The 26,990-nt window shown below is 70.0% G+C and carries 26 protein-coding genes; 7 read left to right on the forward strand and 19 right to left on the reverse strand.

What is annotated here, in order from left to right; genetic code table 11:
* Positions 1–60: 60 nt before the first annotated feature.
* From BWO91_RS03660 to BWO91_RS03710, 11 genes are all read right to left on the reverse strand, one after another.
* Positions 61–498 (reverse strand): hypothetical protein, encoded by a 438-nt coding sequence (locus tag BWO91_RS03660; protein WP_064295521.1) that lies wholly within the window; start codon positions 496–498, stop codon positions 61–63.
* Positions 495–1,646, reverse strand: coding sequence for an ABC transporter permease (locus tag BWO91_RS03665; RefSeq protein WP_240555667.1), 1,152 nt, complete (start codon positions 1,644–1,646; stop codon positions 495–497). The genes BWO91_RS03660 and BWO91_RS03665 overlap by 4 nt, the downstream gene beginning before the upstream one ends.
* Positions 1,643–2,527, reverse strand: a complete 885-nt coding sequence (locus BWO91_RS03670) for an ABC transporter ATP-binding protein (RefSeq protein WP_064295522.1) — start codon at positions 2,525–2,527, stop codon at positions 1,643–1,645. The genes BWO91_RS03665 and BWO91_RS03670 overlap by 4 nt, the downstream gene beginning before the upstream one ends.
* Before the next feature lie 187 nt (positions 2,528–2,714).
* Positions 2,715–3,719 carry an aldo/keto reductase family protein gene (locus tag BWO91_RS03675; RefSeq protein WP_064295523.1) on the reverse strand — a complete coding sequence of 335 codons (1,005 nt, stop codon included), beginning with the start codon at positions 3,717–3,719 and terminating at the stop codon, positions 2,715–2,717.
* Between the two features lie 63 nt (positions 3,720–3,782).
* Positions 3,783–4,490 carry a response regulator gene (locus BWO91_RS03680; RefSeq protein WP_079001312.1) on the reverse strand — a complete coding sequence of 236 codons (708 nt, stop codon included), beginning with the start codon at positions 4,488–4,490 and terminating at the stop codon, positions 3,783–3,785.
* Positions 4,487–5,890: a sensor histidine kinase gene (locus BWO91_RS03685; RefSeq protein WP_079003828.1), complete on the reverse strand. Its 1,404-nt coding sequence runs from the start codon at positions 5,888–5,890 to the stop codon at positions 4,487–4,489. Before BWO91_RS03685 ends, BWO91_RS03680 begins: the two co-directional genes overlap by 4 nt.
* Before the next feature lie 133 nt (positions 5,891–6,023).
* Positions 6,024–7,457 (reverse strand): DUF6421 family protein, encoded by a 1,434-nt coding sequence (locus BWO91_RS03690; protein ID WP_079001314.1) that lies wholly within the window; start codon positions 7,455–7,457, stop codon positions 6,024–6,026.
* A gap of 160 nt (positions 7,458–7,617) precedes the next feature.
* A complete protein-coding gene (locus tag BWO91_RS03695; RefSeq protein ID WP_079001316.1) occupies positions 7,618–8,457 on the reverse strand; it encodes an ABC transporter permease in 840 nt (279 codons plus the stop codon).
* A gap of 31 nt (positions 8,458–8,488) precedes the next feature.
* Positions 8,489–9,550 (reverse strand): aliphatic sulfonate ABC transporter substrate-binding protein, encoded by a 1,062-nt coding sequence (locus tag BWO91_RS03700; RefSeq protein ID WP_079001319.1) that lies wholly within the window; start codon positions 9,548–9,550, stop codon positions 8,489–8,491.
* A gap of 54 nt (positions 9,551–9,604) precedes the next feature.
* On the reverse strand, positions 9,605–10,513 hold the full coding sequence (locus tag BWO91_RS03705; protein WP_071262225.1) for an ABC transporter ATP-binding protein: 909 nt from the start codon (positions 10,511–10,513) through the stop codon (positions 9,605–9,607).
* A 131-nt stretch (positions 10,514–10,644) separates the two neighbouring features.
* Complete coding sequence (locus tag BWO91_RS03710; RefSeq protein ID WP_240555669.1) at positions 10,645–11,367, reverse strand: TetR/AcrR family transcriptional regulator; 723 nt, start codon at positions 11,365–11,367, stop codon at positions 10,645–10,647.
* Here BWO91_RS03710 and BWO91_RS03715 point away from each other — a divergent pair.
* Positions 11,366–11,752: a DUF1304 domain-containing protein gene (locus BWO91_RS03715; RefSeq protein ID WP_079003829.1), complete on the forward strand. Its 387-nt coding sequence runs from the start codon at positions 11,366–11,368 to the stop codon at positions 11,750–11,752. The genes BWO91_RS03710 and BWO91_RS03715 overlap by 2 nt on opposite strands.
* A 103-nt stretch (positions 11,753–11,855) precedes the next feature.
* Positions 11,856–12,869: an NADP-dependent oxidoreductase gene (locus tag BWO91_RS03720; protein ID WP_079001323.1), complete on the forward strand. Its 1,014-nt coding sequence runs from the start codon at positions 11,856–11,858 to the stop codon at positions 12,867–12,869.
* 79 nt (positions 12,870–12,948) lie between these two features.
* Here the strand turns inward: BWO91_RS03720 and BWO91_RS03725 are convergent, their stop codons facing one another.
* Positions 12,949–14,046 carry a Glu/Leu/Phe/Val dehydrogenase family protein gene (locus tag BWO91_RS03725; protein ID WP_079001325.1) on the reverse strand — a complete coding sequence of 366 codons (1,098 nt, stop codon included), beginning with the start codon at positions 14,044–14,046 and terminating at the stop codon, positions 12,949–12,951.
* A gap of 164 nt (positions 14,047–14,210) precedes the next feature.
* On the opposite strand from BWO91_RS03725, the gene BWO91_RS03730 reads away from it, so the two are divergent.
* The 3 genes from BWO91_RS03730 to BWO91_RS03740 all read left to right on the forward strand — a co-directional run bounded on the left by BWO91_RS03730 (position 14,211) and on the right by BWO91_RS03740 (position 18,626).
* Complete coding sequence (locus BWO91_RS03730; protein ID WP_071262228.1) at positions 14,211–15,131, forward strand: AEC family transporter; 921 nt, start codon at positions 14,211–14,213, stop codon at positions 15,129–15,131.
* 160 nt (positions 15,132–15,291) lie between these two features.
* Positions 15,292–16,884 (forward strand): amino acid permease, encoded by a 1,593-nt coding sequence (locus BWO91_RS03735; protein WP_205847571.1) that lies wholly within the window; start codon positions 15,292–15,294, stop codon positions 16,882–16,884.
* A 161-nt stretch (positions 16,885–17,045) separates the two neighbouring features.
* Positions 17,046–18,626, forward strand: a complete 1,581-nt coding sequence (locus BWO91_RS03740; RefSeq protein WP_079001327.1) for a DUF4832 domain-containing protein — start codon at positions 17,046–17,048, stop codon at positions 18,624–18,626.
* Between the two features lie 27 nt (positions 18,627–18,653).
* Here BWO91_RS03740 and BWO91_RS03745 read toward each other — a convergent pair whose 3' ends face one another.
* On the reverse strand, positions 18,654–19,529 hold the full coding sequence (locus BWO91_RS03745; protein ID WP_079001329.1) for an exodeoxyribonuclease III: 876 nt from the start codon (positions 19,527–19,529) through the stop codon (positions 18,654–18,656).
* 171 nt (positions 19,530–19,700) lie between these two features.
* Here BWO91_RS03745 and BWO91_RS03750 point away from each other — a divergent pair, with 171 nt between their 5' ends.
* The gene (locus BWO91_RS03750) at positions 19,701–20,399 is read left to right on the forward strand and encodes a DedA family protein (RefSeq protein WP_079001331.1); all 699 of its coding nucleotides are present in this window, start codon (positions 19,701–19,703) and stop codon (positions 20,397–20,399) included.
* A 90-nt stretch (positions 20,400–20,489) separates the two neighbouring features.
* Here the strand turns inward: BWO91_RS03750 and BWO91_RS03755 are convergent, their stop codons facing one another.
* Positions 20,490–21,440, reverse strand: coding sequence for a LysR family transcriptional regulator (locus BWO91_RS03755; protein WP_079001333.1), 951 nt, complete (start codon positions 21,438–21,440; stop codon positions 20,490–20,492).
* A 71-nt stretch (positions 21,441–21,511) separates the two neighbouring features.
* On the opposite strand from BWO91_RS03755, the gene BWO91_RS20410 reads away from it, so the two are divergent.
* Positions 21,512–21,634, forward strand: coding sequence for a hypothetical protein (locus BWO91_RS20410; RefSeq protein WP_255376692.1), 123 nt, complete (start codon positions 21,512–21,514; stop codon positions 21,632–21,634).
* A 90-nt stretch (positions 21,635–21,724) separates the two neighbouring features.
* Here BWO91_RS20410 and BWO91_RS03760 read toward each other — a convergent pair whose 3' ends face one another.
* From BWO91_RS03760 to BWO91_RS03780, 5 genes are all read right to left on the reverse strand, one after another.
* Entirely contained in the window at positions 21,725–22,489 is a 765-nt protein-coding gene (locus tag BWO91_RS03760; RefSeq protein ID WP_064295535.1) for a FadR/GntR family transcriptional regulator, read from the reverse strand.
* A 53-nt stretch (positions 22,490–22,542) separates the two neighbouring features.
* Positions 22,543–23,331, reverse strand: a complete 789-nt coding sequence (locus BWO91_RS03765) for a 3-oxoacyl-ACP reductase (RefSeq protein WP_194718745.1) — start codon at positions 23,329–23,331, stop codon at positions 22,543–22,545.
* 82 nt (positions 23,332–23,413) lie between these two features.
* Positions 23,414–24,769: an aldehyde dehydrogenase family protein gene (locus BWO91_RS03770; RefSeq protein WP_064295536.1), complete on the reverse strand. Its 1,356-nt coding sequence runs from the start codon at positions 24,767–24,769 to the stop codon at positions 23,414–23,416.
* Positions 24,766–25,602 (reverse strand): gamma-glutamyl-gamma-aminobutyrate hydrolase family protein, encoded by an 837-nt coding sequence (locus BWO91_RS03775; protein ID WP_064295537.1) that lies wholly within the window; start codon positions 25,600–25,602, stop codon positions 24,766–24,768. Before BWO91_RS03775 ends, BWO91_RS03770 begins: the two co-directional genes overlap by 4 nt.
* Positions 25,589–26,956 carry a glutamine synthetase family protein gene (locus BWO91_RS03780; RefSeq protein ID WP_071262237.1) on the reverse strand — a complete coding sequence of 456 codons (1,368 nt, stop codon included), beginning with the start codon at positions 26,954–26,956 and terminating at the stop codon, positions 25,589–25,591. The genes BWO91_RS03775 and BWO91_RS03780 overlap by 14 nt, the downstream gene beginning before the upstream one ends.
* Between the last annotated feature and the right edge of the window lie 34 nt (positions 26,957–26,990).

Here is a 26,990-nt window from a genome sequence, read left to right on the forward strand (position 1 = left end):
GGCCGGTGCGCGCGGCCGACACGCCGGGACACTCCTGAGTTAGGGGACTGGGAAACGAGGTCAGTCGGCGGCGTGACGCGGGCCGTCGGAGGAGGGGACGCTCTCCTCGGGCACGGCGTCGATCGCGGCGTCGATGTCGGCGTGCGCACCGGGCTCCGGCTCCGCGTCCGGGGTCTCCTGCGCCAGCGCGTGCTCGTAGGCGAGCGCGTGCACGGCGATCGAGGAGGCGACGGCGGCCTGCTGCTCGTCCTCGGCGGAGGGCTGAGCCGGCTGCTCGGCCGCGAGCGCGGCGGCCTGTTCTGGCGTCAGCCGGGCGTCCTGGTCCTCCTCGTCCTCATCGACGAGGTCGAGCACGATGGGGTCGTCGCCGTAGATGTCGCCCGCCGGGTCGCCCGCGAGCGGGGCCGGCGCGGGGAGGCGCTGCTCGGCGTCGAGGAACTGCTTGGCCTCGAAGGCACCCGGGTTGAAGACCTCGTCGATCCCGCCGAGCCCGCTCATGCCTTGAGCGCTTCCGACAGTTTGACCCGGCCGCCCATCTTGAGCAGCGAGTTCTCGTAGATCCGCGAGCCGACGAGGATGACGAGCGCCGCCGTGATCGCGAGGATCAGCAGGGACAGGATCGGCTCCCACCACTGCGCCGAGCCGACGAAGAGACGGACGGGCATGCCCACGGCTGCCGAGAACGGCACGTAGGACATGATCGTCATCACCACCGGGTTGTCGTTGAAGAAGATGACGGCGAAGTACGGGATCATGATCAGCATCGTAATCGGGGTCGTCGTCGAACCGATGTCCTCTTGACGTGAGACCAGGGAGCCGGCGGCGGCGAAGAGTGCGGCCAGCAGGATGAAGCCGAGCACGAAGAACACCACGAACCAGACGACCGGGGTCCCGAGGCCTCCGAGCAGCTCCGTCTGGCCCGTCACCGTCAGCCCGATCACCGACAGCGCAGCGATCGCCAGGATCTGCCCGAACGCCAGGATGCTGTTGCCGAGCACCTTGCCGGCGAGGAGCGCCTTCACGGGGATGGCGGACATGAGGATCTCGACGACGCGGGTCTGCTTCTCCTCGACGACGCTCTGCGCGATCGACGCCCCGAAGGTGGTGGCGGAGACGAAGAACACGAGACCGAACCCGAGCGACACGATGTACAGCAGGAAGCCGGCGGAGCCGTCGGCGTCGGGATCGAGGATGGTGACCTGCGGCTGCGCGCTCAGCTGCATGATGAGCGTGTTGGAGGCCTCGGAGTCGAAGATGACCTGGACGCCGGTGGGGTTGTCGTCGGTGGCCGGTGCGATCGCCGCCTCGACGTCGCCCGACTTCACGAGGGCTTCAGCGGCGGCGACGTCGGCCGCCTCGGTCACGTCGAAGGTCTTGCCGTCGACCAGTCCCGCACCCGCGTTCCCGACGACCGCGACCTTCGTGGTCTCCGAGGCGGTGTTCTTCGCGAGGAACCCGCCGACGACGATGCCGGCGAGGATCACGAGGAGGAGGATGCCCGTCGAGATGAGGAACGTCTTGCTGCGCAGGCGCATCCTGACCTCGCGCTCGGCGACGAGACCGATGCTCTGCACGAGGCTGGGGGAGGCCGGGCCGGAGCGACGACGACCGGCGGGCTGGATCGGGGACTCGGTTGCCGTGGTCACTGGATGACCTCCTTGAAGATCTGGGCGAGGGTGGGTCGGAGGGGGGCGAAGCTCGTGACGTCGCCCTGGGTCAGCGCCTCACGGAGCACGGCCTGCGCCGCCTGGGCGTCGTCGGCGTCGAAGAGGGCGTAGCCGCCGTCGAAGTCGACGACGGAGATCCCCGGGCGCTCGCGCAGCCACCCGGTGTCTGCCGCGGTGAGCAGCTCGTAGCGGTTGCCGGCGTGGGCTTCGCGGAGTGACTCGCGCGAGCCTGAGGCGCGGATCCTGCCACCGGCGATGATCACGAGGTCGTCGCAGAGGCGCTCCACGATGTCGAGCTGGTGACTGGAGAACAGGACGGGGGAGCCGTCTGCGGCGAACTCGCTGAGCACACCGACGACCACGTCGACCGCCATCGGGTCGAGGCCGGAGAACGGCTCGTCGAGGACGAGGACGTCGGGGTGGTGGACGAGCGCCGCGGCGATCTGCGCCCGCTGCTGGTTGCCGAGCGACAGGCTCTCGAGGGCGTCGTTCCGGCGCTCGCCGAGGCCGAGGCGCTCGAGCAGTTCGCCGGCGTTGCGCTTGGCGGCGTGGGTCGTGAACCCGTGGAGACGGGCCAGGTAGACGAGCTGTTCCTCGACCCGCATCTTCGGGTACAGGCCGCGCTCCTCCGGCATGTAGCCGAACCGGCGGCGGTCCTCCGGGGTGAGCGGGGTGCCGTCGAGCGTGACGGTTCCTGCGTTCGCGGCGAGGACACCGAGCAGGATGCGCATCGTCGTCGTCTTGCCGGCGCCGTTCCCGCCGACGAACCCCGTCATGCGGCCGGGGGCGACCTGGAAGCTGACGTCGTCGAGCACCTTCCGCTCGCCGTACGACTTGTCGATGTGGCTGAGTTCGAGCATCGGCCGCCTCCTGTGATCTGCGTGCTGGACCGAGTGTCCTGCGTCGGGTTCTCCCGGTATGGCGATCACGCTACGCGGCGCAGTGTGCCACCGGCATCCGCCGCAGGACGGGTTGACGCGACAACGCCCGGTCCCCTTCTCCGTCGAGTGGGGGATACCGGGCGTCGTGGACCAGCCGAGCGCTGGATCAGGCGGGGCGGGACTCCGGGGAGACCGTCTTCGAGGGGTCGGTCTCGGCGACGGAGCCGATGGCCTCGTCGATGCGGGCGATGACCGCGTCGTCGAGCTTCACACCGGCCGCGGCGGCGTTCGCGGTGACCTGCTCGGGACGCGAGGCCCCGACGATCGCACCGGCGATGTTGTCGTTGTGCAGCACCCAGGCGAGCGCCAGCTGCGCCATGGTGAGGTCGAGCTCGTCGGCGATGGGCTTCAGCTGCTGGACGGCCGTGAGCACCTCGTCGTCGAGGAAGCGCTTGATGGTGTCGGCGCCGCCCTTCTCGTCGGTGGCCCGGCTGCCCTGCGGGAGCTCTGCACCCGGCAGGTACTTGCCGCTGAGGACGCCCTGCGCCACCGGCGACCAGACGATCTGGGAGATGCCGAGTTCGCGCGAGGTGGGGACGACCTCCTCCTCGATGACCCGCCACAGCATCGAGTACTGCGGCTGGTTCGAGATGAGCTGGAAGCCCAGCTCCTTGGACAGGGCGTGGCCGGCGCGCAGCTGCTCGGCGTTCCACTCGCTCACACCGATGTAGAGCGCCTTGCCCGCCCGGACGACGTCGGCGAAGGCCTGCATCGTCTCCTCGAGCGGCGTCTCGCTGTCGTAGCGGTGGGCCTGGTAGAGGTCGACGTAGTCGGTGCCGAGACGCGTGAGCGAACCGTCGATCGACTCCATGATGTGCTTGCGCGACAGCCCGACGTCGTTGTGCCCCTTCGGGCCGGTGGGCCAGTAGACCTTCGTGAAGATCTCCAGGCTCGCGCGTCGTTCGTCCTTGAGGGCGTCGCCGAGCACCTGCTCCGCCGCCGTGTTGGCGTAGGCGTCGGCCGTGTCGAAGGTGGTGATGCCGGCGTCGAGGGCGGCGCGAACGCTCGCCGTGGCGACGTCGTTCTCCACCTGCGAGGCGTGGGTCAGCCAGTTGCCGAAGATGATCTCTGAGATCTTGAGTCCGCTGTTGCCGAGGTATCGAAATTCCATGCTCGTCACGCTACTCCTCGCATCCGACCGACCGCCGGGGTTGCGCGGAGACGGAGCGAACCCTCAGCTGCGCGGTGACGCCAGCCCGTGCTCGTAGGTGTAGATGACCGCCTGGATGCGATCGCGGAGGGCGAGCTTCTGCAGCACCTTCGAGACGTGCGACTTCACGGTCGCCTCGCCGACGAAGAGCGTGGTCGCGATCTCCTGGTTGGACAGGCCCTGGGCGACCAACTGCAGGACCTCGCGCTCGCGCTCCGTCAGCTGGTCGTAGTCGGCGCCGGTCGTCGGCCCGGCCGGGGCGGTGTGATCCTCCACGGCGTCCTCGACGGCGGGGGCCTGCCGGGTGAACCCCTCGATGACCCGGCGGGTGACCGCCGGCGAGAGGAGCGCTTCCCCGCCCGCGATCACCGAAACCGCTGCGACGAGTTCCTCCGGCGAGGAGTTCTTCAGAAGGAACCCGCTCGCACCGGCCCGGAGCGCCTCGGCCAGGTAGTCGTCGCGGTCGAAGGTGGTGAGGATGAGGACCGCGGCGTGCACCTCGGGATCCGCGACGATCCGACGGGTGGCCTCGAGGCCATCCATGCCCGGCATCTGGACGTCCATGCAGATCACGTCCGGCGCGAGCGTCGTCGCGAGCGCGACGGCCTCGGCGCCGTCCGACGCCTCGCCGACGATCTCGATCCCGGGCTGTGAGCCCAGGATGATGCGGAAGCCCGCACGCAGCAGCTCCTGGTCGTCGACGAGGAGGATACGGGTGGGCTGCTCGGTCATGCCTGGTCCTTCGTGGTGGCGGTCTGGGGTCGTCCTGCGGCGGCGGAGGCGAAGCGGGCGTCGGCGATGGACGAGGCGACGGGCTCCATCGCCTGGTCGCCCGGCCGGCCGAGCGGGATGGCGGCCCGGACGAGGAAGCCGCCGCGGGCGCGGGCTCCGACCTCGAGGACGCCGCCCGACGACGCCACGCGCTCCCGCATCCCGATGAGTCCGAGCCCACCGCGGCGGGCCACCGTCGGGACGGTCCCCGTGTTCGTGACCTCGAGCTCGACCGCGTCGTCCAGATAGCGGAGCCTGAGTTCGGCCGTCGCCGTGGTGCCACCGTACTTCCGGGCGTTCGTGAGCGCCTCCTGCGCGATCCGGTACAGGTTGAACGAGACGACGGCCGGGATCGCGACCGGTGTGCCCACGAGTTCGAACCTCGTCGGCAGCCCGTTCGCCGTCGACTCGTCGGCGAGCCGGCCCAGCTGGCCGACGCCGACGGTCGACGGGCTGCTCTCCTCGTCGGTCGGTTCGCCGTGCGCGCGGAGGGTGCCGAGCATCTTGCGCAGCTCGTCGATCGCGCTCCGTGCGCCGAGCTCGACGTTCGTGAGTGCATCCCGCGCGGCCGCCGGGTCGGCATCGAGCACGGTGCGCGCGGCGCCGGCCTGGACCCCCATCACCGAGACGTGGTGGGCGACGACGTCGTGCAGCTCGCGCGCGATCCGCACCCGCTCGAGGGCGACCGCCTGCCGGGCGGAACGGGCGCGCTCCGCCTCGAGCTCGGCCGTGCGCTGCTCGAGCGCCGCCCGCTCCCGGGAGGACTGGTATACGCGCTCGCCGAAGAAGTACGCGGCCCCGAAGTAGAGGATGTTCGTCAGGATCTGGATGAGGATGAACGCCACGAGGGGTGAGAAGAGCCCCACCCGGGAGAGGCTGGGCAGCGCGTCGGGGTCGGTCGCCTGGATGAACATGGAGACGAGCAGCCAGACGAACATGGCGACGATGATGAGCACGCGGACGAGTGCGGCGCGACGTCGGTTCGGGACCCATGCACCGACCGTGTAGATCGCGAGGAACAGGGCGATGTTCGTGAAGAGGACCTCGGGTACGAGCACCGTGCCGCCCACGATGAACATGACGGCGACGACGATCGAGACGGAGCACGGGAAGCGGCGACGGAACGCGAGCGGCGCGGTGATGCCGATCGCCCAGAGGACGGACGCCCACATCGGTGCGGGCTCGGGGTAGAACCCGGCGATCGTGTACAGCGTCAGGCTGAGGAGGGTGCCGACGCCGAGGGCGATGGCGAGGATGACGTCCGATCGCTGTTCCGACGGCGTCGCGGCAGGACGTCGCCACTCGGCGTCGTAGGGGTCGACCGGGCGGTCCTCCTGCTGGTCGACGGCGGGCTCGCTCATGCCGTCCACGCTAGCGCGACGCCCCGCCGAGGACATCCGTCGAGCGACGGAGGGCGCCGCTCCGGGCTCGAACAAGAGCCCGGAGCGGCACTCGGGAGAGTGCTGCTCCGGGCTCCTCCGCGGCACGGTCGGGTCAGGCCGCGGATCGCCCCGTGATCCCGGCGGTCGACGTGATGACGTCCGCCATCTTCTTGCCGAGCGCCTCGTAGAACATCGACAGGGGGAACTCGTCGTCGAGGACCGCGTCGGTGAGTCCGCGCGGCGGTCCGCTGAGGATCTCGTCGGACAGCCCACGCGCCCACTGCGACGCGGGGTGCGGCGTCAGCGTCGTCCGGACGAGCTCGTACGCGGCGAGCCAGTGCGCGGTCTTCGGACGGTCGATCGATCGCCAGTACAGCTCGTCGATGCTCTCGCCGAGCCGCACGACCACGTCGGGGACCTCATCCCAGTCGATCGTGAGCCTCGTGTCGGTCCAGTGCAGCACGCCGTGCTGGTGCATCCACGCGAACAGCAGCTGGCCGCCGACGCCGTCGTAGTTCCGGACGCGCGAGCCGGTGATGGCGAACCGGAAGATGCGGTCGAAGATGATCGCGTACTGGACGAGCTTCGCGTGCTCGAGGATCGCCACGTCCGCCGCGTCGAGGGTCTCGGTCTCCGCGCGGGTCGTCAGTGTGCGCTCCAGCCGCACCGACTCGCGGAACGCCGTGAGGTCGCAGCGCAGCTCCTCGAGGGAGTACAGGAAGAACGGCATCCGCTGCTTGATCATGAACGGGTCGAACGGGAGGTCACCGCGCATGTGCGTGCGGTCGTGGATGAGGTCCCACATGACGAAGGTCTCCTCGGCCAGCTGCTGGTCATCAAGGAGGGACGCGGCGTCAGCCGGGAGCTCGAGCTTGGTGATCTCGGCCGCGGCTCGGACGACCCGACGGTACCGGGCCGCCTCGCGGTCCTGGAAGATCGCGCCCCAGGTGAACGCCGGGATCGCGCGCATCGCGACCGTCTCGGGGAAGAGGACCGCGGAGTTCGTGTCGTACCCCGGCGTGAAGTCGAGGAAGCGGATCGGCACGAAGAGCGCGTTCGTGTAGTCGCCGGCCTCGAGCGCGGCGATGAACTCGGGCCAGATGACCTCGACGAGCACGGCCTCGATGTGGCGGTCGGTCGAGCCGTTCTGCGTGACCATCGGGAACACGACGAGGTGTGCCAGGCCGTCCACTCGGTGCCGCTCGGGGTGGAAGGCGACGAGCGAGTCGAGGAAGTCCGGGACGCCGAAGCCGTCGCGCTCCCAGCGGTCGAAGTCGGCGACGAGGGCGTCGAGGTACTCGGCGTCGTGCGGGAAGTTCGGAGCGAGGGTGCGGACACTCGCGACGATCGTGGCGACGTGCCCTGCCGCCGACTCGTGGTCGCCCGCCTCGGGGATCGAGCCGTCCTTCACCTGGACGGCCTGCAGCGCGGTCGCGGCGGCCTTGAGGTCCGTCCAGGCCGGGTGCCCGACGAGTGTGGCGGCGTCTTCGACGACCTCCGGCTCTCCGACGATGCTCTTCGTGTGGGTGGTGGCGACGTTCGACATGGTGAACCTCCTTCCGCGTGCGCAGGCGTCGCCCGGGGTGGGTGACGATTCCTTCGAGCGTAGGGGCGGAGGGGGTGCGGATTTCTTGCGTCAGGAGCGACTTCGCTGCAACATTCGGCCGTTCACGCCGGGGAACTGCACGGCCGACCGCGGCATACCGCTATCCCCAGCGGCGCTTGATCCAGCGGTCGAGGACACCGACGAGCGCATCGGTGATCGCGCCGAGCAGCGCGAGCACGATGATGACGAAGAAGATGCGGTCGACCCGGCCGTTGTTCTGCGAGTCCACCAGGCGGAATCCGAGTCCCATGGACGAGGCGATGAGCTCCGCCGCCACGAGGAACAGCCACGACTGCGCGAGCGCGAGTCGGAGGCCGGAGACGACCGAGGGCGTCACGGCGGGCAGCTGCACCGTCCGGAACAACGCGACACCGTTCAGGCCGAAGGCGCGGCCGGCCTCGACGAGGTGCTTGTCCACGTGGCGGAGCGCGGCGGAGACCGTCGTGTACACCGGGAAGAACGCGCCGATCGCGATGAGCGTGATCTTCGACTCCTCACCGATCTTCAACCAGAGGATGAGCAGCGGGACCCACGCGAGCGACGGGACGGCGCGGATCGCCGCGAAGGTCGTCGACAGCAGGATGTCGCCGAGGCGCGAGAGCCCCACGACCGCGCCGAGGACGAGGCCGAGGACCGCACCGATGAGGAAGCCGATGAGGACCCGCTGCACCGAGATGGCGACGTCCTGCTGCAGCCAGCCGCGCTGCGCGAGGTCCACGCCGGCCGCCCAGACCTCGGCGGGTGCCGGGAGTTGCGAGGCCGGCACGAGGCCGAGCGCGGTGACGAGCTGCCAGGCTCCGAGGATGACGACGGGGACGATGAAGCCGCCGAGGACGACGACGATCCTGCGGGACCCGAGGACCGCGCGTGCTTCGCGGCCGGACTGGGTCGCCTGGGCACCCGCGGCTGCGGTGGTGCCGAGACCGGCGAACTCGGTCATGCTTTCCTCTCGGGACGGTTCAGGGGCCGGACTACTTCGCGCCGATGGCGGACGGGTCCGCGTCGTCCACGAAGCTCGGGTTGAAGAGGTCGGCCAGGGCGTCGTCGACCTTGTCCTGCGACGACACGTCGCCGGACTCCACGAAGATCGGGCCGATGATCGACAGGACCTGCTCCTGCGCCTCGCCCGGGGCCGGGTCGACGTCGAGGTTCGAGCGCTCCGTGATCACCTTCGTCGCCACGGCGAGGTCGAGGCCCGCGGCGTCCGCGAGGATCTGCGCCGTCTCGTCGGGGTTCGACGCGGCCCATTCACGAGCGTGCTCGTAGGCGTTCACGACGGTCTGCGCGACGTCCGGACGCTCGTCGATGAAGGACTCGGTCGCGGCCAGGATGCCGTAGCTGTTGAAGTCGACGTTGCGGTAGATGAGCTTCGCGCCTGCCTCCTCGGCGCCGGCCATGATCGGGTCGAGACCGGCCCAGGCGTCGACGGAGCCGTTCTGCAGGGCCGCCCAGCCGTCGGCGTGCTGGAGGTTCTCGATCGTGACGTCTGAGGCGGACAGGCCGGCCTCCTCCAGCGCCTGCAGGAGGAAGAAGTAGGGATCGGTGCCCTTCGTCGCGGCGACCTTCTTGCCCTTGAGCTCGGCGACGTCGGTGATCGTCGAGCCCTGGCCGACGACGATCGCCGACCACTCGGGCTGCGAGAAGACGTCGATCGCCTGGATGGCCGACCCGTTCGCCCGGTTCAGGAGCGCGGCGGAACCGGCGGTGGACCCGACGTCGATCGCGTCGGCCCGCAGTGCCTCGTTGGCCTTGTTGGAGCCGGCCGACTGGACCCAGTTGACGGTGATGTCCTGGTCGTCGAGGGCGTCCTCGAGCCAGCCCTGGTCCTTGACGATGAGGGAGAGCGGGTTGTAGGTCGCGAAGTCGATATTGAGCGTGCCGCCCTCGGTGGTGCCGGCGGTGCTGTCGCCGCCGGCTGCAGGAGCGTTCTCGCCCGCCACGCAGCCACTGAGGAGGAGTGCTGCGGCGGCGGTCGCGGCGACGAGGGCCGCGCGCCCGGCGCGGGAGATGGTGAAGCGGCGTCGTGAGGTCATGCGTTGGTCCTTGCTGTGGATCGGTGCGGGATGACGGCGGAGGTGGTGGGTGGCTCAGTACGGGAAGTGCGGGATGGACGGCAGTCGTTGGTCGCCGCGGGCGAGACCGTGGCGGTCGATGCCGAGTCCGTCGAGGAGACGGCCGCGAAGTTCGGCGAGCTCTGCCGACCCGCGGTCGCGCGGGCGGTCGCCGGGGACGGTCACGGTCTGCGCGATGGTCGAACCGGGCTGTCCCTCCTCGCGACCCAGGAGGATGACCCGGTCGGCGAGCTGGAGGGCCTCGTCGACGTCGTGCGTCACGAGCAGGATGGTCGTGGGCGCGGCGAGGTGGATGGCGAGCAGCAGGTCCTGCATCTTCAGCCGGGTGAGGGCGTCGAGGGCGCCGAACGGCTCGTCCAGGAGCAGGACGCCCGGCCGGCGAGCGAGGGCCCTGGCGAGTGAGGCGCGTTGCGCCATGCCGCCGGAGACCTCCCGCGGGCGGTGCTCGGCGAAGTCCGCGAGCCCGACGAGTTCGAGCAGCTCGGCGACGCGGGCACGTCCTTCGGCTGCGGGTGTCCGCTTGGGAAGACCGAGCGCGACGTTCGCCGCGATGGTGCGCCAGGGGAGGAGTCGAGGCTCTTGGAAACCGAAGGCCGTGCGCGGGTCGATGCCGTCGACGGGCGTGCCGTCGATGAGCACGGAGCCGGCGGACGGGTGGTCGAGACCGGCCGCGATCCGCAGCAGGGTGGACTTGCCGCAGCCGCTTGTGCCGAGGATCGCCACGACCTCACCGGCCTCGGCGGTGATCGTGACATCGCGCAGCACGGGCCGTGGGGTGTCGGCACGTTTGCCGACGCCGCTCGCGAAGGTGCGGCCGACCCCGGCGAACGCGACCGTGGAGGCACGATCCGCCGAGCCGACGGGGACGGCGTCGCGGGTGACCGGCGAGCTCGCGGCGAGCGGGCTTGGGGCGGCGTTCGTCATGGGTCTCGGGCTCCAGGGGTGGGGTGCCCGCCATGCTACGCGAGGGTGACGGGTCACTCCCGGTCGCCGAAACAGAGCGTCATATTGGCGTCCGCCGGTGACAGCCGGAGGGTTCCGGTGTTATGCGTCCGCTACCAGCTGCCGACCTGCGCGATGGCGACGTCGAGGATGGCGACGGCCTCCTCCCGGTTGACCCGGGCGAGCAGCAGCGCGCTGACCGACAACGAGGTGAGCTGCCGGGCGGCCGCGGCGAGTTCGTCCGCGTCCGCCTCGGGGCGGGCGAGGGCGAGGGCGTCCGAGACCGCGGTGGTGAGCTCGGCCCGGTAGCCGTCGACGACCTCGCGCAGTGCATCGTCATGGGCCGCGAGGCCGGCCGCGCTGTTGAGGAGGAGGCAGCCGCGGCGGGGGGAGTCGTCGGGCAGGGTCGCGATGACCGTCTGCACGCCGGAGAAGTAGGTGGTGAGCCCGGCTCTGCCGTCCGTCGCCCGCGCGAGGACCGAGAGGCGCGGTCGGATGACGGTGTCGAGGTAGTCCTGCACGGCGGCGTCGAACAGCCCGCGCTTGCTGTCGAAGGCGTGGTAGAGGCTCGACCGTCGCAGACCGGTGGCCGCTTCGAGGTCGGCGAGCGAGGTCGCCTCGTACCCGCGGTCCCAGAAGACGTCGCGCGCCGCCTGGACGACGGCGACGGTGTCGAACTCCTGCGTGCGCCCCATGAGTGCCTCCTCCTGGCTCGGCCGGCCCTCCGGACGGGTGGGTTGTGTACCGAGCGTTCTACTATTATAGTAGACCCATCGGTACAGAATGTCGCTCCGCCCGGACGACTCGACACCGATCTCCCGGAAGGCCCGTCCCATGCTCGTCGTCAGTCTCGTCCTCGTCGGCATCGCCGCCCTCCTGCACGTCTACATCTTCGTGCTCGAGTCGCTGCGCTGGACCGAGCCGGCCACCCGCAAGACCTTCGGCACCTCGGAGCTCGAGGCCGAGACCACCCGAGGGATGGCGTACAACCAGGGCTTCTACAACCTGTTCCTCGCGATCGGCACGATCGTCGGCATCGTCTTCCTGATCACCGGCTCGACCGGTATCGGCGCGGCCCTCGTCTTCGCCTCGGCCGGCTCCATGCTCCTGGCCTCGCTCGTCCTCATCACCTCGGACCGCACGAAGGCACGCGCCGCGATCGTCCAGGGGACCACCCCGCTGCTCGGACTCATCGCGCTCGTCATCGCGCTGGCCGTCTGACACCTCCCATCCCGACGCCCCGGCGTCACCCCGTCCGCAACCCGACGACGTGCTGCGCCCACCCACCGATGCATCGAATCACCGCACCAAGGAAAGGCACCACATGAACACCCCCGCGCTCAGCACCCAGATCCAACTCGTCTCGCGACCGGTCGGGTGGCCGACCGAGTCCGACTTCCGGACCGTCTCCGTCGAGCTCCCGGAGCTCGCGCCCGGCCAGCTCCGGGTCCAGAACCTCTTCCTCTCGGTCGACCCCTACATGCGCGGTCGTATGAACGACGCCCGCTCCTACGTCGCGCCGTACCAGCTCGGAGAGACGATGACCGGCGGAGCCATCGGCCGGGTCGTCGAGTCGGCCGCCGAGGGCTTCTCCGTCGGCGACGTCGTCCTGCACCAGTTCGGCTGGCGCGACCTCGTCCAGGAGGACGCCGGCGGGTTCCGCGTCGTCCCCGAGCTCCCCGGCGTCCCGCTGTCCGCCTACCTCGGCGTCCTCGGCATGACGGCCCTCACCGCGTACGTCGGTCTGCTCGAGGTCGCCAAGTTCCGAGAGGGCGACACGGTGTTCGTCTCCGGTGCGGCAGGTGCCGTCGGCACGATGGTCGGCCAGATCGCCCGTCTCAAGGGCGCGAAGCGCGTCATCGGTTCGGCCGGATCGGCCGAGAAGGTCGCCCTGCTGACGGAGAAGTACGGCTACGACGCCGCGTTCAACTACAAGGACGGCCCCGTCACCGAGCAGCTCGCAGCCGCGGCACCCGACGGCATCGACGTGTACTTCGACAACGTCGGGGGCGAGCACCTCGAAGCGGCGATCGACGCCTTCAACGACGGCGGACGCGCAGCGCTCTGCGGCGTCATCTCGCAGATCAACGACACCGAGCGTGCCGAGGGCCCGCGCAACCTGTCGAACATCGTGACCCGGGGGCTCACCCTCACGGGTTTCACCGTCGGCAACTACACGCAGCACTTCCCGGCGTTCTCCGGTGAGATGGGTGCGTGGTTGCAGAACGGCGACGTCGTCTTCGACGAGACCGTCTACGAGGGCCTCGACCACACGCTCGACGCGTTCCTCGCCCTCATGCGCGGTGCCAACACCGGGAAGATGGTCGTCAAGCTCTGACGCGATCCCTCGACGTCGCCTGACACTGGCGACCGACGGCCCGTCCACCCGCTCCGGGTGGACGGGCCGTTCGCCGTCGTCAGACCGCTGTGAGGACCCCGCCCGCCGCATCGATGCGGGCCATCGCGAGGCGTTCGGCGGCGACGAGCGTCGTGACGCCCTCCGCAGCGGCGTCCCGGTAGATCGACTGCACGGTCCGCCCGATCGCCGACACCCGCTGCTCGATGGCCGCGGCATCGGCGCCCGGTTCGGACGCCATGGCGAGGTAGATCACGCCGCCGGCGTTCGCGACGAAGTCCGGCGCCCACAGGATGCCGCGCTCCTCAAGGGTCACTGCGTCGGCGCGGGTGGCGAGCTGGTTGTTCGCGGCTCCGACCACGGCGCGACACCGCAACTGGCCGATCACCCGGGCGTTCAGGGCGCCGCCGACACCGCACGGCACGAAGAGGTCCGTCTCGACGAGGTGCTCGTCGCCCGGTTCGATCCAGCTGGCGCCGATCTCCTCGGCGAGGGCGCGCTTGCGTGGGTCGACGTCGGTGACGATGAGGCGTGCCCCCTCGGCCGCGAGGCGCCGGGCGAGTCGGCCGCCGACCTGGCCGAGTCCGGAGACCGTCGCCCGGTGGCCCGCGACGAGCGGGGTGCCGAAGACCGTCTCGAGCGTTGCGGTGATGGCCGCGTACACGCCGGCCGCCGTCGCCTCGCTCGGTTCGCCGACACCTCCGCGGTCGGCCGGCAGCCCGCTGACGTGGTCGGTCCGCTCGGCGACGACGGCCATGTCGTCGGCGGTCGTGCCGACGTCCTCCGCGGTGCGGTACGCGCCGCCGAGTGCTTCGACCGCGTCGCCGAGGTCGAGCATCGCGTCGTGGCGCTCCGCGGGGTCGAGGGTCGTGCCGACGGGCAGGTGGATGACGGACTTGCCGCCCCCGTGTGCGAGACCGGCGGCCGCGTTCTTCATCGTCATCCCCGCGGCGAGGCGGAGGGAGTCGTCGACGGCGTCGAGCCAGGACCCGTAGCGCCAGAGTCGCGCGCCGCCGAGGGCCGGCCCCAGGGCGGTGGAGTGCAGGGCGACGCTGATGGTCAGCCCGGAGCGCGGTCCGCGGGTGATGGAGAGGCGTTCGTGGGGGAGGGTGGTGCTGTGCATCGCGTCGCTGGACGCGACCGGGTCGAATGACGTCATCGTCGGATCTCCTCGTGGGTGATTGGTGCGGGCTCCTGGTGGGAGCGGATCGCGGGGCGATGGTGGTGCCCGGCTCTCCTCCCCAGATTCTCCACGCCGGCCGCCCGCTCCACAACCGTCGGCTCGACCGGGCCGGTGGACGGGCTGCACCTAGGCTGGACGGCATGGGTGGAGTGCTGACGGGGTTCGCGATCATCGGCACCGTCATCCTCGTCGGCTACCTCGCCGGGCGTCTCGAGGTCGGGGGCCCGACGACCGGGCATGTGCTCAACCGGGTGGCGTTCTTCGTCACCAACCCGGCGCTGCTGTTCACCGTGCTCGCCACGGCCGACCTGCACGAGGTGTTCAGCAGTTTCATCTGGGTCGCCCTCGCGAGTGCCCTGTCGGCCGCTGCACTCTTCGTGCTGCTGAACGCCGTGTGGCTGCGCAAGGACCTCTCCGTCGCGACGATCGGCGCACTCGGCTCGGGTTACGTCAACGCCAACAACATCGGCATCCCGGTCGCGGTCTACGTCCTCGGTGAGGCCGGCTACGTCGCCCCGGTCATCCTGCTGCAGCTCCTCGTCTTCGCCCCGATCGCACTCACCATCCTCGACGTCAGACAGCGCGGCTCCGTCTCCTTCCTCGGTGTCGTGACGCAGCCCTTCCGCAATCCGATGATCGTCGCGTCGATCGTCGGCGTCGTGCTCAACCTCTTCGGCGTCCGGCTGCCCGAGCCCGTCATGGCCCCGTTCGAGCTCCTCGGCGGCGCGGCCGTGCCGCTCATTCTCATGGCGTTCGGCATGTCACTGCACGGCATGCGGCCGTTGCAGGCCGGCAGCGGACGTCGGGAGATCTTCGTGGCGACGGCGATCAAATCGGTCGTCATGCCCGGGTTCGCCTACCTCATCGCCCACTTCGGTTTCGGGCTGAGCGGCACGCCGTTGTTCGCCTCCGTCGTCCTCGCCGCCCTCCCGGCGGCCCAGAACGTCTACAACTTCGCCAGCCGGTACGAGCAGGGTGTCACGCTCGCCCGCGACACCGTCCTGCTGACGACGATCCTCTCCGTGCCGGTCCTCGTCGTCGTCGCCGCCCTGCTCGCCTGATCCCCCGAACCGGTCCGTCCGGAGCTCCGCTGTCCTCCGAAGCATGGACAGCGATGGCCGGAAAAGCCGAACGATCGCGACTACTCTTGGGCGGGCGCGACTGAGATATACCACCGTCCAGTCCGGCGGAGCCCCGTCGGACCCGACCCGATGGGACGACATGACCGAAGGCACGAACCCAAGACACGAACGTTCCGGAGACTGGGCCGCATCCCGCGAGACCGTCGGCGACGAGATGCTCGCCGTGCAGGACTTCTCCGGCGAGGAGGAGGGGTACCACAAGACCCTCAAGCCGCGGCAGATCCAGATGATCGCGATCGGCGGCGCGATCGGCACCGGACTCTTCCTCGGCGCGGGTGGTCGCCTGAACAGTTCCGGCCCGGCGCTCATCCTCGTGTACGCGCTCTGCGGGTTCTTCGCCTTCCTCATCCTTCGCGCCCTCGGCGAACTCGTCCTCCACCGTCCGTCTTCGGGCTCGTTCATCTCTTACGCGCGTGAGTTCTACGGCGAGAAGATGGCGTTCGGCGCGGGGTGGTTGTACTTCCTCAACTGGGCGATGACCTCGATCGTCGACGTCACCGCGGCCGCGCTCTACATCAAGACCTTCGGCAAGCTGTTCGGTTGGAAGGAACTGGAGGACTTCCCGCAGTGGGTCTTCGCACTCGGTGCCCTCGTCATCGTGCTCGCGCTCAACCTCGTGTCGGTGAAGCTGTTCGGCGAGATGGAGTTCTGGTTCGCGCTCATCAAGGTGTCGGCGCTCGTGATCTTCCTCATCGTCGGCGTCTGCTTCATCGTCTTCGGTGGCCGGACCGACATCGGTGCGGTCGGGTTCTCGGTCATCGGCGACAACGGTGGCCTGTTCCCCGTCGGGGCGTTCGCACCGATGATCGCGATCTCCGGCGTGGTCTTCGCCTACGCGGCGATCGAACTCGTCGGAACCGCTGCCGGTGAGACGGCGGAGCCGAAGAAGATCATGCCGAAGGCCGTCAACACGGTCATCTTCCGCATCGCGATCTTCTACGTCGGCTCGGTGCTGCTCCTCTCGCTCCTGCTGCCGTACACGGCCTACGAGGCCGGCGAGAGCCCGTTCGTCACCTTCTTCTCGCACATCGGGTCGGAGCAGGCCGGTGCGATCTCGGCGTCGGTCATGAACTTCGTGGTCCTGACGGCAGCGCTGTCGAGCCTCAACGCCGGCCTGTACTCGACGGGCCGCATCCTCCGCTCGATGGCCGTCAACGGCTCGGCTCCCGCCTTCACCGGCAAGATGAGCAAGAACGGCGTCCCCTTCGGCGGCATCCTGCTCACGGCGGCACTCACCCTGCTGGGTGTCGGCCTCAACGCGCTCGTCCCGTCGAAGGCGTTCGAGATCGTGCTCGAGATCTCGGCGATCGGCATCATCGGCGGGTGGGCGACGATCATCCTCTGCCAGATCCAGCTGCAGCGCTGGGCGAAGCAGGGCAAGGTCGAGCGGCCGTCGTTCCGCCTGTTCGGGGCACCCTTCACGTCGTATCTGACGCTCGCGTTCCTCCTGTTCGTCCTCGTGACCATGGGCTTCTCCGAGACGGGCCGCTGGGTCCTCGCCTCGCTCATCGTCCTCATCCCGCTGCTCATCGTCGGATGGTTCGCGGCGAAGCCTCGAATCCTGGCTGCCGCGGCCGCACGAGAGGGGCACACGGGCACCTGGCCGGTGGTCGCGGAGCGTCCCGCCATCGATGCGAACAAGCGGAAGCGCGGGGGCGCACCGAAGTCCTAGGCGGGAGCGGGGGCGGCGACCTGATCGGCGTTCCGAGGTGAATCGCTAAGCGATAGTGATCACTTCGACCCGGTTTCGAGCATTCCCTTGCACCTCGGGTGTCGGTTCAGCAGGATGTGGGCAACCTCTTCCGTGCACCACCGGACCCCGTTGGAGTTCCCGTGAACCGTCGTCTCCGTCTCGTCGCCGTGCTCGCCGCGTGCGGCATCGTCGTCGCCACCCCGCTGAGCGCCGCGGCGCAGGCACCTGCCCCGACACCGGCCGACACGGTCGCCTACGAGCCGAGCGATGCGATCATCGCGAATCCCGAGCGCGGCTTCGACCACACGAACAACACGCACTATCACCCCGAGGGGACCGAAGGCGGGCCGGGGTACACGCCGCTCGACGTGGCCACCCTGGCGGCCTACCGCGAGGAGGGCATCACCGAGCTCGTCCGCGTCTTCTACATGGAACGGTTCGTGGCCGAGCCGACCCTCGACCCCGCCTGGCTCGCGCTCGTCCAGGCGGACTTCGACGCGGCTCGCGCCGCCGGCATCTCGATCATCCCGCGCTTCGCGTACCTCGCGGGCGGTGACTGGCCCTACACGCCGCCCTACGGCGACGCGCCGCTCGACATCGTGCTCACCCACATCGAGCAGCTCACGCCGATCTTCCAGGACAACGCGGACGTCATCTCGGTCGTGCAGGCCGGCTTCGTCGGCCTCTGGGGTGAGGGCTACTACACGGACCACTTCGCCGCCGATCCGGCGAACCCCGGTGTGCTCACGGACGAGGACTGGGCGAAGCGTCGCGCGGTCGTCGAGGCGCTCCTCGAGGCGGTTCCCGACGACCGCTCCATCCAGGTGCGGACCATGAACATGAAGCAGAACATCCTCGGTGTGCCGTCCGGGACCGCCGGCGCCATCACCGAGGCACAGGCGTTCGACGGCAGCGCCATCTCGCGCATCGGCCACCACAACGACTGCTTCCTCGCGGCGCCCGACGACTGGGGCACGTACCTGTCCGACCCGATCTCGCTCGATCAGGACTACCTCGCACAGGAGGGCGACTGGGTGCCGGTGGGCGGTGAGACCTGCAACGTGAACCCGCCGCGGTCGGAGTGGGCGACGGCCTCGGCCGAGATGGAACGCTACAACTTCAGCTACCTCAACTGGGACTACCTGCAGGACGTCCTGCAGTCCTGGGGCCAGGAGAACCTCGACACCACCGCGAAGCGACTCGGCTACCGCTTCGTGATGACCGAGAGCTCGGTCGTGGACGGCACGCTCTCGCTGACGGTCCGGAACGACGGGTGGGCGGCTCCGTACAACAGCCGGCCCGCCTACCTGGTCCTGTCGAACGCCGAGCGCACGGTGCTCGTCCCGTTCGGTTCGGACGCCCGCACCTGGGGCGCGGGGGAGACCGTCACGCTCCAGGCGTCACTCGCCGACGTCCCGGCCGGTCGTTACGACACCGCGCTGTCGCTGCCCGCCACGCACGAGTCGGTCGCGACGAATCCGCTCTACGCCGTCCAGACGGCGAACGTCGGCGCCTGGGACGCGGAGACCGGTGTGAACAGCCTGCAGCGTCAGGTGACCGTCGGTGCCGACGGTGTCGTCATGGCCGAACCGGTGGCCGGTGCTGCGGCCAGGCTGCCCGACACGGGCGTCTCGTCTATCGCTCCCGCGGTCCTCGGCGGTGGCGTGGTGGCGCTTGGAGCCCTCGCGCTCCTGCTCGCCCGCCGGCGTCGGAACGCCTGACCGGACTCGGGTGCAGGGGGCGACGGGTCAGCCGAAGATCATCGGTGAGTCGTCGTCCTCTTCGTCCGACAGGGTGAAGTCGAGGTCGACGACCACGGGAACGTGGTCGCTCGGACTGTCGCCTTTGCGCTCGTTGCGGTGGATCGACGCCTCGACGACGTGGTCCGCGAACGCCTGCGAGCCGTAGATGAAGTCGATGCGGAGGCCCTCGTTGCGGGGGAACCGGAGCTGCTTGTAGTCCCAGAAGGTGTAGCCCTCGGGGACGAACGGGCGGACGGTGTCCTGCAGTCCCGCGTCGACGAAGGCGGCGAGGGCGGCGCGCTCCGGCGCGGAGATGTGGGTCGAGCCAGGGCCGAAGCTCGGGTCGCCGACGTCGGAGTCGAGCGGGGCGACGTTCCAGTCGCCCATGAGCGCGAGCGGCAGTTCGGGGTTCTCGGCGAGCCAGGAGCGGGTGTCGGCCTCGAGCGCGGCGAGCCAGCGGAGCTTGTAGTCGTAGTGCGGGTCGCCGACGGCGCGGCCGTTCGGGACGTACAGGCTCCAGAGGCGGACGCCGTCGACCGTCGCGCCGATGGCTCGTGCTTCGAGCGGCAGGCCGTCGGCGTCGAATCCGGGACCGTCCAGCGCGAGGCTCGCCGGCGGCTTGCCGAAGCCCGGCATGTCGGGGAAGCCGATCTGCACGTCCTCCATCGGGAGGCGGCTGGCGATGCCGACGCCGTTCCACTGGCTGAGACCGTGGAGCTCCACCTGGTAGCCGGCCTTCGTGAAGGCCTCCATGGGGAACTGCTCGGGCTTGCACTTGAGCTCCTGCATGGCGAGGACGTCGACGTCCTCACGGACGAGCCAGTCGACCACGCGGCCGACGCGGGTACGGATCGAGTTGACGTTCCAGGTGGCGATGCGCATGCCCCAACGCTATCGGTTTCCGTTCTCAGGAGACCTCCGGCGTGTCGCGCCGGGTGAGGCTCGCCACGCCGGAGCGGTCCTGAGAACGGGCCGGTTCGGTGGAACCGACGGGTGGGGGATTGAGCGGAGGTTCCCAGGGATGGCGAGCGGGTGTCGCGTAGCGTCGAGGGTATGACGACGTCCACCGCCGCCACGTCCAGCCTGTCCGCCGCCTCGACCGGAGGGGACAGCGCCCTCGGAGGGGTCGCCGACTGGGCGGTCGACCTCATGGAGACGTTGGGCGGTCCGGGAGCCGGGCTCGCCATCGCCCTCGAGAACCTCTTCCCGCCGTTGCCGAGCGAGATCATCCTGCCGCTCGCCGGATTCGCCGCCAGTCAGGGCAAGCTCGGTCTTGTCGAGGTCCTCATCTGGACGACGGCCGGTTCCGTGATCGGTGCGCTGGCCCTCTACGCGATCGGGGCGGTGCTCGGACGCGACCGGATGCGCCGACTCGCCGAGCGCGTGCCGCTCGTGCACGTCGAGGACGTCGACCGCGTGGAGGCGTGGTTCCAGAAGCACGGCTCGAAGGCGGTGTTCTTCGGTCGGATGCTCCCGATCTTCCGGAGTCTCATCTCCGTCCCCGCCGGCGTGGAACGGATGCCGGTCCTGCGGTTCACCCTGCTCACCTTCGCGGGCAGCGCCATCTGGAACACCATCTTCGTCCTCGCCGGCTTCTTCCTGGGCGAGCAGTGGCACATCGTCGAGGAGTACGCGGGCATCCTTCAGAAGGTGGTCATCGCGGGCGTCGTGATCGCCGTCGGCGTCGCGGTCTGGCGCGGCGTGCAGCGGTACCGCCGGGAGCGCAGCGGCGTCGGTCGGGCCGAGGGCTGACCGTCCCGCCGGGACCGTTCTCAGGACTCGAGCGGGGTATCCGCGGTCGCCGCCACCGGCGCACCGACGGACTCCTGAGAACGGTCCAGCTCACACCCAGCGGGGCGTGGTGAGTTCCTCGGGCTCCGGCGCGGTATGCGAGGCGGCGACCGACTGTGCCTCCACACGGATCGCGTCGAGGACGGTCCGCACCGCCAGGCGTTCGGCGCGGTCGGGACGCGACAGTGCGACGATCCGACGGGTCGCGTCGAGCCCCGCGAGCGGACGGAGGACGATGCCGCGCTCCGGGCCGCTCGCCGTGTACCGCGGGAGGAGCCCGATGCCGAGGCCCGCCGCGACCATCGCCTCCGCGATGCGGTTGTCGCTCACCCGCTGCACCACTCGGAGCTCGCCGCCCGATTCGGCCTCGATGCTGCGGAGCAGGCGGTCGAGCGGATAGCCGACCGGCACGCCGATCCAGGACTCGTCCGCGAGGTCCGCCGGGGTCAGGACGGTCTGGCCGCTGAGGCGATGCCCGACCGGCAGCACGACGTCGAGCGGCTCGGAGAGCAGCTGCGTGATGCGGAGACCGCGACGGACCCAGTTGCGCTCGCCGCTGATCGCCTGCGCGATGACGATGTCGAAGTCGGCCGCCAGATCGGGGAAGTCCTCGAGGTCGGGGTCGCGGTCGCTCACGACGACCCGCAGGCCGGGTACCGCCTCGAGGCTGCGGAGCACGGCGGGGACGACCATCTGCCCGAAGGTGGGGAAGGTCGCGACCGTGACGGTGCCGATCGGACGGTTGCGGTACTCGTCCCACACGCTCGTCGCCCGCTCGATCGCGACGGCGACGTCTGTGGCGCTGGCCGCGAGTGCCCGGCCGGCGTCGGTGAGGACGAGGCCGCGACCACGCCGTTCGGTGAGCGGCAGGCCCGCCTCGCGCTCGAGGACCTTGAGCTGTTGGGAGACCGCGGACGGGGTGCGGTGTGTGGCCTCGGCGACGGCGTGCACGGAACCGCGCTCGGCCAGTTCCCGCAGCAGGTCGAGTCGGCGGACGTCCATGTAGCGATGCTACCGAATAGCGTCAGTATTGTGCGCTTGTCCTTCATCCCGATCGGACGTTTCATAGAAGCATGACCATCTATCTCGGCATCATCGCCCTCCTCGCTGCGAGTGCGGCCGTCGGATCGGTCGTCGTCGTCAAGCGCGACGGCTACCGTGCCATCCCGGCCCGCACCTACCCGAAGTCCTTCTAGGACCTCGTACCCGCCGGCACGACCGGCGCATCCGACCTCCTCGCGACTCGTCGCCGGGAGGTCGTTCCATGTCCGCGCTGCGACAGGCGCTCAGGCGAGGAAGCCTCGCAGGAGCGCCTCGGAGCCGGCGACGTGCTCGGCCATCGCCTGTGCCGCCTCCTCGGGGTGACCGCGCAGGATCGCCTTGACGATGCGCTCGTGCTGCTCGTCAGAGTGGGCGATGTTCACCGCCAGCAGTGGGATGCCGTTGAGGAGTTCGTTGACCCGCATGCGCGACTCGGCGACGAGCGGCAGCAGGCTGGGCGCTCCCACGAGCTCCGCGATGAGCAGGTGGAGACGGGAGTCGTGGCGGCGGTAGTCGGCGGGCGCCGCATCCCGGCAGTCTCCGAGCGCCTGCCACAGGCGTTCGCGGTCGGCGCCGGACAGCTTGCACTGCGCCGCCTCGCGCGCAGCACCGACCTCGAGGATGCTGCGGAGCGTGAGCGTGTCCTCGATCTCCGCCGCCGAGATCGAGACCCGGCCGGCCTCGGGGGAGTGGGCCCCGGTGATCGCCTCGTCGTCGGGCAGCTCGTCCATGACGAACGTCCCGCCGTAGCGTCCTCGCCGCGAGGTCAGGTAACCGGCCTCGGTGAGCGCGGCGATCGCATCCCGCACGGTGTCTCGGCTGACCCCCTGCATCGTCGCGAGTTCGCGCTCGGCCGGCAGACGACCGCCCGGCTCGATGAGCCCGAGACGGATGGACTGCAGGAGCCGCTGGACGGTCTCCTCGAACGCGTTCCCGGCGCGGCCCGGACGCAGGAGGAGCTCGGCGCTGAGCACCTCGGTCGCCTCGTCGCCCTTCCGCGTCTCGCTCATCGGATCAGTCTATTTCCCCGGGGTCGCGTCCCCCGCCCGGGCATGTCGTCAGCTCATTCCGGCGTCACGTAGGCGGAGGAGATGCCGCCGTCGACGAGGAACGTCGACCCGGTGATGAAGGAGGAGTCGTCGCTCGCGAGGAAGGCGACGGACGCGGCCAACTCCTCGGGCTCGGCGAATCGTCCGAGCGGGATGTGCACGAGTCGCCGCTGCGCGCGCACCGGGTCCTTCGCGAAGAGCTCCTGCAGCAGCGCGGTGTTGACGGGACCGGGACACAGGGCGTTGACGCGGATGCCCTGCCGGGCGAACTGCACGCCGAGCTCGCGGCTCATCGCCAGCACTCCGCCCTTGGACGCCGTGTACGAGATCTGCGAGGTGGCCGAACCCAGGACGGCGACGAACGACGCCGTGTTGATGATCGAGCCCTTCCCCTGCCGCACCATGTGACGGATGGCGGCGCGCGAGCACAGGTAGACCGACTTGAGGTTCACGTCCTGCACGCGCTCCCAGGCCGGGAGTTCGGTCGTCTCGATCGAGTCGTCGTCGGGCGGGGAGATGCCGGCGTTGTTGAAGGCGATGTCGACCGAGCCGTAGGTCTCGGCCGCCGTGTCGAACAGGTGGTCGACCTGCGCCTGGTCGGTCACGTCCACCTGGACGAAGAGCCCACCGACGAGCTCGGCCGCCGCCTGGCCGGTCGTCGGGTCGAGGTCGCCGATGACGACGGTGGCGCCCTCCGCGGCGAAGCGCTTCGCCGTGGCGAGGCCGATGCCGCTCGCGCCGCCGGTGATCACGGCGACCTTTCCGGCGAGCCGCTGGGTGAGGTCGATGGGGGTGATGGTCATGTGGTGCTCTTTCTCTCTGCCCCGCCCTTCGACAGGCTCAGGGACCGGGGATGGTGCTCAGGGGCCGGGTGGTGCGGGTCGTTCAGTCGACGGCGAGGAAGACGTTCTTCGTCTCCGTGAAGGCGAGCGGGGCGTCGGGACCGAGCTCGCGCCCGAGACCCGACTGCTTGAACCCGCCGAAGGGGGTGGAGTAGCGGACGGAGGAGTGGGAGTTGACGGACAGGTTGCCCGACTCCACCGCTCGAGCGGCCCGTATCGCGCGACCGACGTCGCGGGTCCAGATCGAGCCGGAGAGGCCGTACTCCGTGTCGTTCGCGAGGGTGAGAGCGTCGGCCTCGTCCTCGAAGGGCAGGACGGCGACGACGGGACCGAAGATCTCCTCCCGGACGGTGCGGTCGTCGCGGCCGGGCGTCAGGACGGTCGGCGCGAACCAGTACCCCGGGCCGTCCGGGGCGCTCCCGGTGAAGGCGATCGGCGCACCCTCGGGCACGTACGAGCGCACGGCGGCCAGATGCGGAGCGGAGACGAGCGGTCCCATCTCGGTGGCCTCGTCGTTCGGATCGCCGACGACCACACCCTGCACGGCCGGCTCCAGCAGCTCCATGAACCGCTCGTAGACGCTCCGTTGGACGAGGATCCGGCTCCGGGCGCAGCAGTCCTGGCCCGCGTTCTCGAAGACGCCGTAGGGGGCGGCCGCGGCCGCGCGTTCGAGGTCGGCGTCCGCGAACACGATGTTGGCGCTCTTGCCGCCGAGTTCGAGGGTGACGCGCTTCACCTGCTCCGCCGCGCCGGCCATGATGCGCTTGCCGACGGCGGTCGACCCGGTGAAGACGACCTTCCGGACGGTCTCGTTCGTGACGAAGCGCTCGCCGACGACCGACCCGCGGCCCGGCAACACCTGGAACAGGCCCTCGGGCAGACCGGACTCGAGGGCGAGTTCACCGAGGCGGATGCTCGTCAGTGGCGTCCATTCCGCGGGCTTCAGGACCACCGCGTTCCCCGCCGCGAGCGCCGGTGCGAACCCCCAGGCGGCGATCGTCATCGGGAAGTTCCACGGGGTGATGATGCCGACGACGCCGAGCGGTTCGTGGAAGGTGAGGTCGATGCCGCCGGCGACGGGGATCTGCTGACCGAAGAGCCGTTCGGGTGACGCCGAGTAGTACTCGAGCACGTCGCGGACGTGACCGGCCTCCCACCGCGCCTGGGTGATGGGGTGGCCGGAGTTGACGACCTCGAGGCTCGCGAGGTGCTCGCGGTCGGCGTCGACCGATGCGGCGAACCGGCGGAGCGCCTGGGCGCGGTCGGCGGGGCTGACGGCCGCCCAGGACCGCTGGGCGACGGCGGCGCGGGCGATGGCGGCGTCCGTCTCGGCGAGGTCGAGGTGCTCGACCGTCGTGACGACGTGCTCGTTCGCCGGATTGAGGATCGTGTAGCTCACGGTGTGGTGCTCCTGCTCTCGGTGCCGGGTGTGGTGCTGGTGCTGAGTCCTGCGGTGGTCCCGGCGTCGCGGTGTCGTCGCGCGGCGTCCACGAGCCCGGCGAAGAGACGCCGGTCGGCCGTCTCCTCCTCGGGGTGCCACTGCACGGCGAGTCCGAAAGGGACCGTCGGCAGCTCGACCGCTTCGATGACGCCCTCCTCGGTGCGGGCGGTGACGACGAGTCCGTCGGCGACGCGGTCGATCGACTGGTGGTGGTAGACGTGCACGTCGAGCTCGTCGTCGTCCTGCCGGAGCAGCGCGGCCAGCCGCGAGTCGGCTTCGATCGCGACGGTCTTCGGCCCGAAGACGCCCTCGCCGGGCTGGAAGGAGTCGTCGCCGACGAGGTCGGGGAGGTGTTGGATCAGCGTCCCGCCGAGCGCGACGTTCAACAGTTGTGCGCCACGACAGATGCCGAGGAACGGCAGCTCGGCGTCGATCGCCGCCGTGAGCAGCGCCTCCTCCCAGGCGTCCCGGTCGGTCCGTGGTCGACCCGTGCGCGGGTGGGCGGCCTGCCCGTACAGGCCGGGGTCGACGTCGGCGCCACCCGAGACGATGAGGCCGTCGAGCCGCGCCAGCACGGACGCGGCCACGGCACGGGTGACCGGCTGGGGTGGGAGGAGGACCGCGATCCCTCCCGCATCCGTCACGGCGTCGAGGTACACCTTCGGCAGGAAGGACGCCGGGACGTCCCACACACCGGTCTGGGCCTGTTCGAGGTAGGTCGTGACACCGATGAGCGGAGCGCTCGAGACGGGCGGGTCGGTCGCTGGGACGTCCGGGTCAGAGGCGTTCAAAGCCGCGCACCCGCTCCCAGTCCGTCACCGCGGCGTCGAAGGCGGCGAGTTCCACCTTCGCGAAGTTCAGGTAGTGGTCGACGACCTCGTCGCCGAAGGCCTCGCGGGCGATCGTCGACTGCGAGAAGAGCTCGGCCGCCTCCCGGAGCGAGGTCGGGACGCGGGGTGCACCGCCCGTGTAGGCGTTGCCGCTGGTCGGGTCCTCCAGTTCCAGTTCGTTCTCGATGCCGTGCAGTCCGGCGGCGATGAGGGCGGCGACGGCGAGGTACTGGTTCACGTCGCCACCCGGCACCCGGTTCTCGACGCGCATGCCGAGCCCCCGGCCGACGACCCGGAGCGAGCAGGTGCGGTTGTCGTGTCCCCAGGCGACGGCCGTCGGGGCGAAGCTGCCGTCGACGTAGCGCTTGTAGGAGTTGATGTTCGGCGCGAAGAACATCGTCAGCTCGCGCATCGCGGCGAGCTGCCCGGCCAGGAAGTGCCGGAAGAGCTTCGACATGCCGTCGGGCGCGTCGGGGTCCGCGAACACGGCCGAACCGTCTTCGCCGCGGAGGCTGATGTGGATGTGGCAGCTGTTGCCTTCGCGCTCGTCGAACTTCGCCATGAACGTGAGGCTCTTGCCGTGGGCGTCGGCGATCTCCTTCGCCCCGTTCTTGTAGATCGAGTGGTTGTCGCAGGTGACGAGGGCGTGGTCGTAGCGGAACGCGATCTCCTGCTGCCCGAGGTTGCATTCGCCCTTCACGCCCTCGCAGTACATGCCGGCGCCGTCCATGGCGTTGCGGATGTCGCGCAGCAACGGCTCCATGCGGGTCGAGGCGAGGATCGCGTAGTCGATGTTGTAGTCGGTGGCGGGCGTCAGCTTCGTGTAGTCCTTCGCCCAGGCCTCCCGGAAGGTGTCGTCGAAGACGAGGAACTCGAGCTCCGTGCCGACGAACGGGACGAGGCCGCGTTCCGCGAGCCGTTCGAGCTGGGCGATGAGGATCTGACGGGGTGAAGCGACCACCGGGGCGTCGTCGAGCCACTGGAGGTCGGCGGTGACGAGGGCCGTGCCCGGCAGCCAGGGCGCGCGGCGGAGGGTCGAGAAGTCGGGGATCATCGCCATGTCGCCGTAGCCGCGTTCCCAACTCGACATCGCGTAGCCGTCGACCGTGTTCATCTCGACGTCGACCGCGAGCAGGTAGTTGCAACACTCCGCCCCGTGCTCGGCGACGTCCTCGACGAAGAGTCGGGCCGAGACGCGCTTGCCGACGAGTCGGCCCTGCATGTCGGTGAACGCGAGGATCACGGTGTCGATCTCGCGCGCGGCGACGGCCGTCGTGAGCTCCTCGAGCGTCAGGTTTCCTGAGCGTGGGTGCATGGCAGCTCCTCGTTGATCGGGGGGGGGGGGGGGG

This window comes from Plantibacter flavus (genome assembly GCF_002024505.1).
Classification (GTDB): Bacteria; Actinomycetota; Actinomycetes; order Actinomycetales; family Microbacteriaceae; genus Plantibacter; species Plantibacter flavus_A.

What these genes read in the sequence shown, in the direction of transcription:
- BWO91_RS03660 (WP_064295521.1), bottom strand. Translation starts at nt 498, where the DNA reads ATGAGCGGGCTCGGCGGGATCGACGAGGTCTTCAACCCGGGTGCCTTC.
- BWO91_RS03725 (WP_079001325.1), bottom strand. Translation starts at nt 14,046, where the DNA reads ATGACGTCATTCGACCCGGTCGCGTCCAGCGACGCGATGCACAGCACC.
- BWO91_RS03715 (WP_079003829.1), top strand. Translation starts at nt 11,366, where the DNA reads ATGCTCGTCGTCAGTCTCGTCCTCGTCGGCATCGCCGCCCTCCTGCAC.
- BWO91_RS03710 (WP_240555669.1), bottom strand. Translation starts at nt 11,367, where the DNA reads ATGGGACGGGCCTTCCGGGAGATCGGTGTCGAGTCGTCCGGGCGGAGC.
- BWO91_RS03700 (WP_079001319.1), bottom strand. Translation starts at nt 9,550, where the DNA reads ATGACCTCACGACGCCGCTTCACCATCTCCCGCGCCGGGCGCGCGGCC.
- BWO91_RS03750 (WP_079001331.1), top strand. Translation starts at nt 19,701, where the DNA reads ATGACGACGTCCACCGCCGCCACGTCCAGCCTGTCCGCCGCCTCGACC.
- BWO91_RS03745 (WP_079001329.1), bottom strand. Translation starts at nt 19,529, where the DNA reads ATGCGCATCGCCACCTGGAACGTCAACTCGATCCGTACCCGCGTCGGC.
- BWO91_RS03765 (WP_194718745.1), bottom strand. Translation starts at nt 23,331, where the DNA reads ATGACCATCACCCCCATCGACCTCACCCAGCGGCTCGCCGGAAAGGTC.
- BWO91_RS03755 (WP_079001333.1), bottom strand. Translation starts at nt 21,440, where the DNA reads ATGGACGTCCGCCGACTCGACCTGCTGCGGGAACTGGCCGAGCGCGGT.
- BWO91_RS03670 (WP_064295522.1), bottom strand. Translation starts at nt 2,527, where the DNA reads ATGCTCGAACTCAGCCACATCGACAAGTCGTACGGCGAGCGGAAGGTG.
- BWO91_RS03675 (WP_064295523.1), bottom strand. Translation starts at nt 3,719, where the DNA reads ATGGAATTTCGATACCTCGGCAACAGCGGACTCAAGATCTCAGAGATC.
- BWO91_RS03735 (WP_205847571.1), top strand. Translation starts at nt 15,292, where the DNA reads ATGACCGAAGGCACGAACCCAAGACACGAACGTTCCGGAGACTGGGCC.
- BWO91_RS03760 (WP_064295535.1), bottom strand. Translation starts at nt 22,489, where the DNA reads ATGAGCGAGACGCGGAAGGGCGACGAGGCGACCGAGGTGCTCAGCGCC.
- BWO91_RS03690 (WP_079001314.1), bottom strand. Translation starts at nt 7,457, where the DNA reads ATGTCGAACGTCGCCACCACCCACACGAAGAGCATCGTCGGAGAGCCG.
- BWO91_RS03730 (WP_071262228.1), top strand. Translation starts at nt 14,211, where the DNA reads ATGGGTGGAGTGCTGACGGGGTTCGCGATCATCGGCACCGTCATCCTC.
- BWO91_RS03705 (WP_071262225.1), bottom strand. Translation starts at nt 10,513, where the DNA reads ATGACGAACGCCGCCCCAAGCCCGCTCGCCGCGAGCTCGCCGGTCACC.
- BWO91_RS20410 (WP_255376692.1), top strand. Translation starts at nt 21,512, where the DNA reads ATGACCATCTATCTCGGCATCATCGCCCTCCTCGCTGCGAGTGCGGCC.
- BWO91_RS03685 (WP_079003828.1), bottom strand. Translation starts at nt 5,890, where the DNA reads ATGAGCGAGCCCGCCGTCGACCAGCAGGAGGACCGCCCGGTCGACCCC.
- BWO91_RS03780 (WP_071262237.1), bottom strand. Translation starts at nt 26,956, where the DNA reads ATGCACCCACGCTCAGGAAACCTGACGCTCGAGGAGCTCACGACGGCC.
- BWO91_RS03680 (WP_079001312.1), bottom strand. Translation starts at nt 4,490, where the DNA reads ATGACCGAGCAGCCCACCCGTATCCTCCTCGTCGACGACCAGGAGCTG.
- BWO91_RS03720 (WP_079001323.1), top strand. Translation starts at nt 11,856, where the DNA reads ATGAACACCCCCGCGCTCAGCACCCAGATCCAACTCGTCTCGCGACCG.
- BWO91_RS03695 (WP_079001316.1), bottom strand. Translation starts at nt 8,457, where the DNA reads ATGACCGAGTTCGCCGGTCTCGGCACCACCGCAGCCGCGGGTGCCCAG.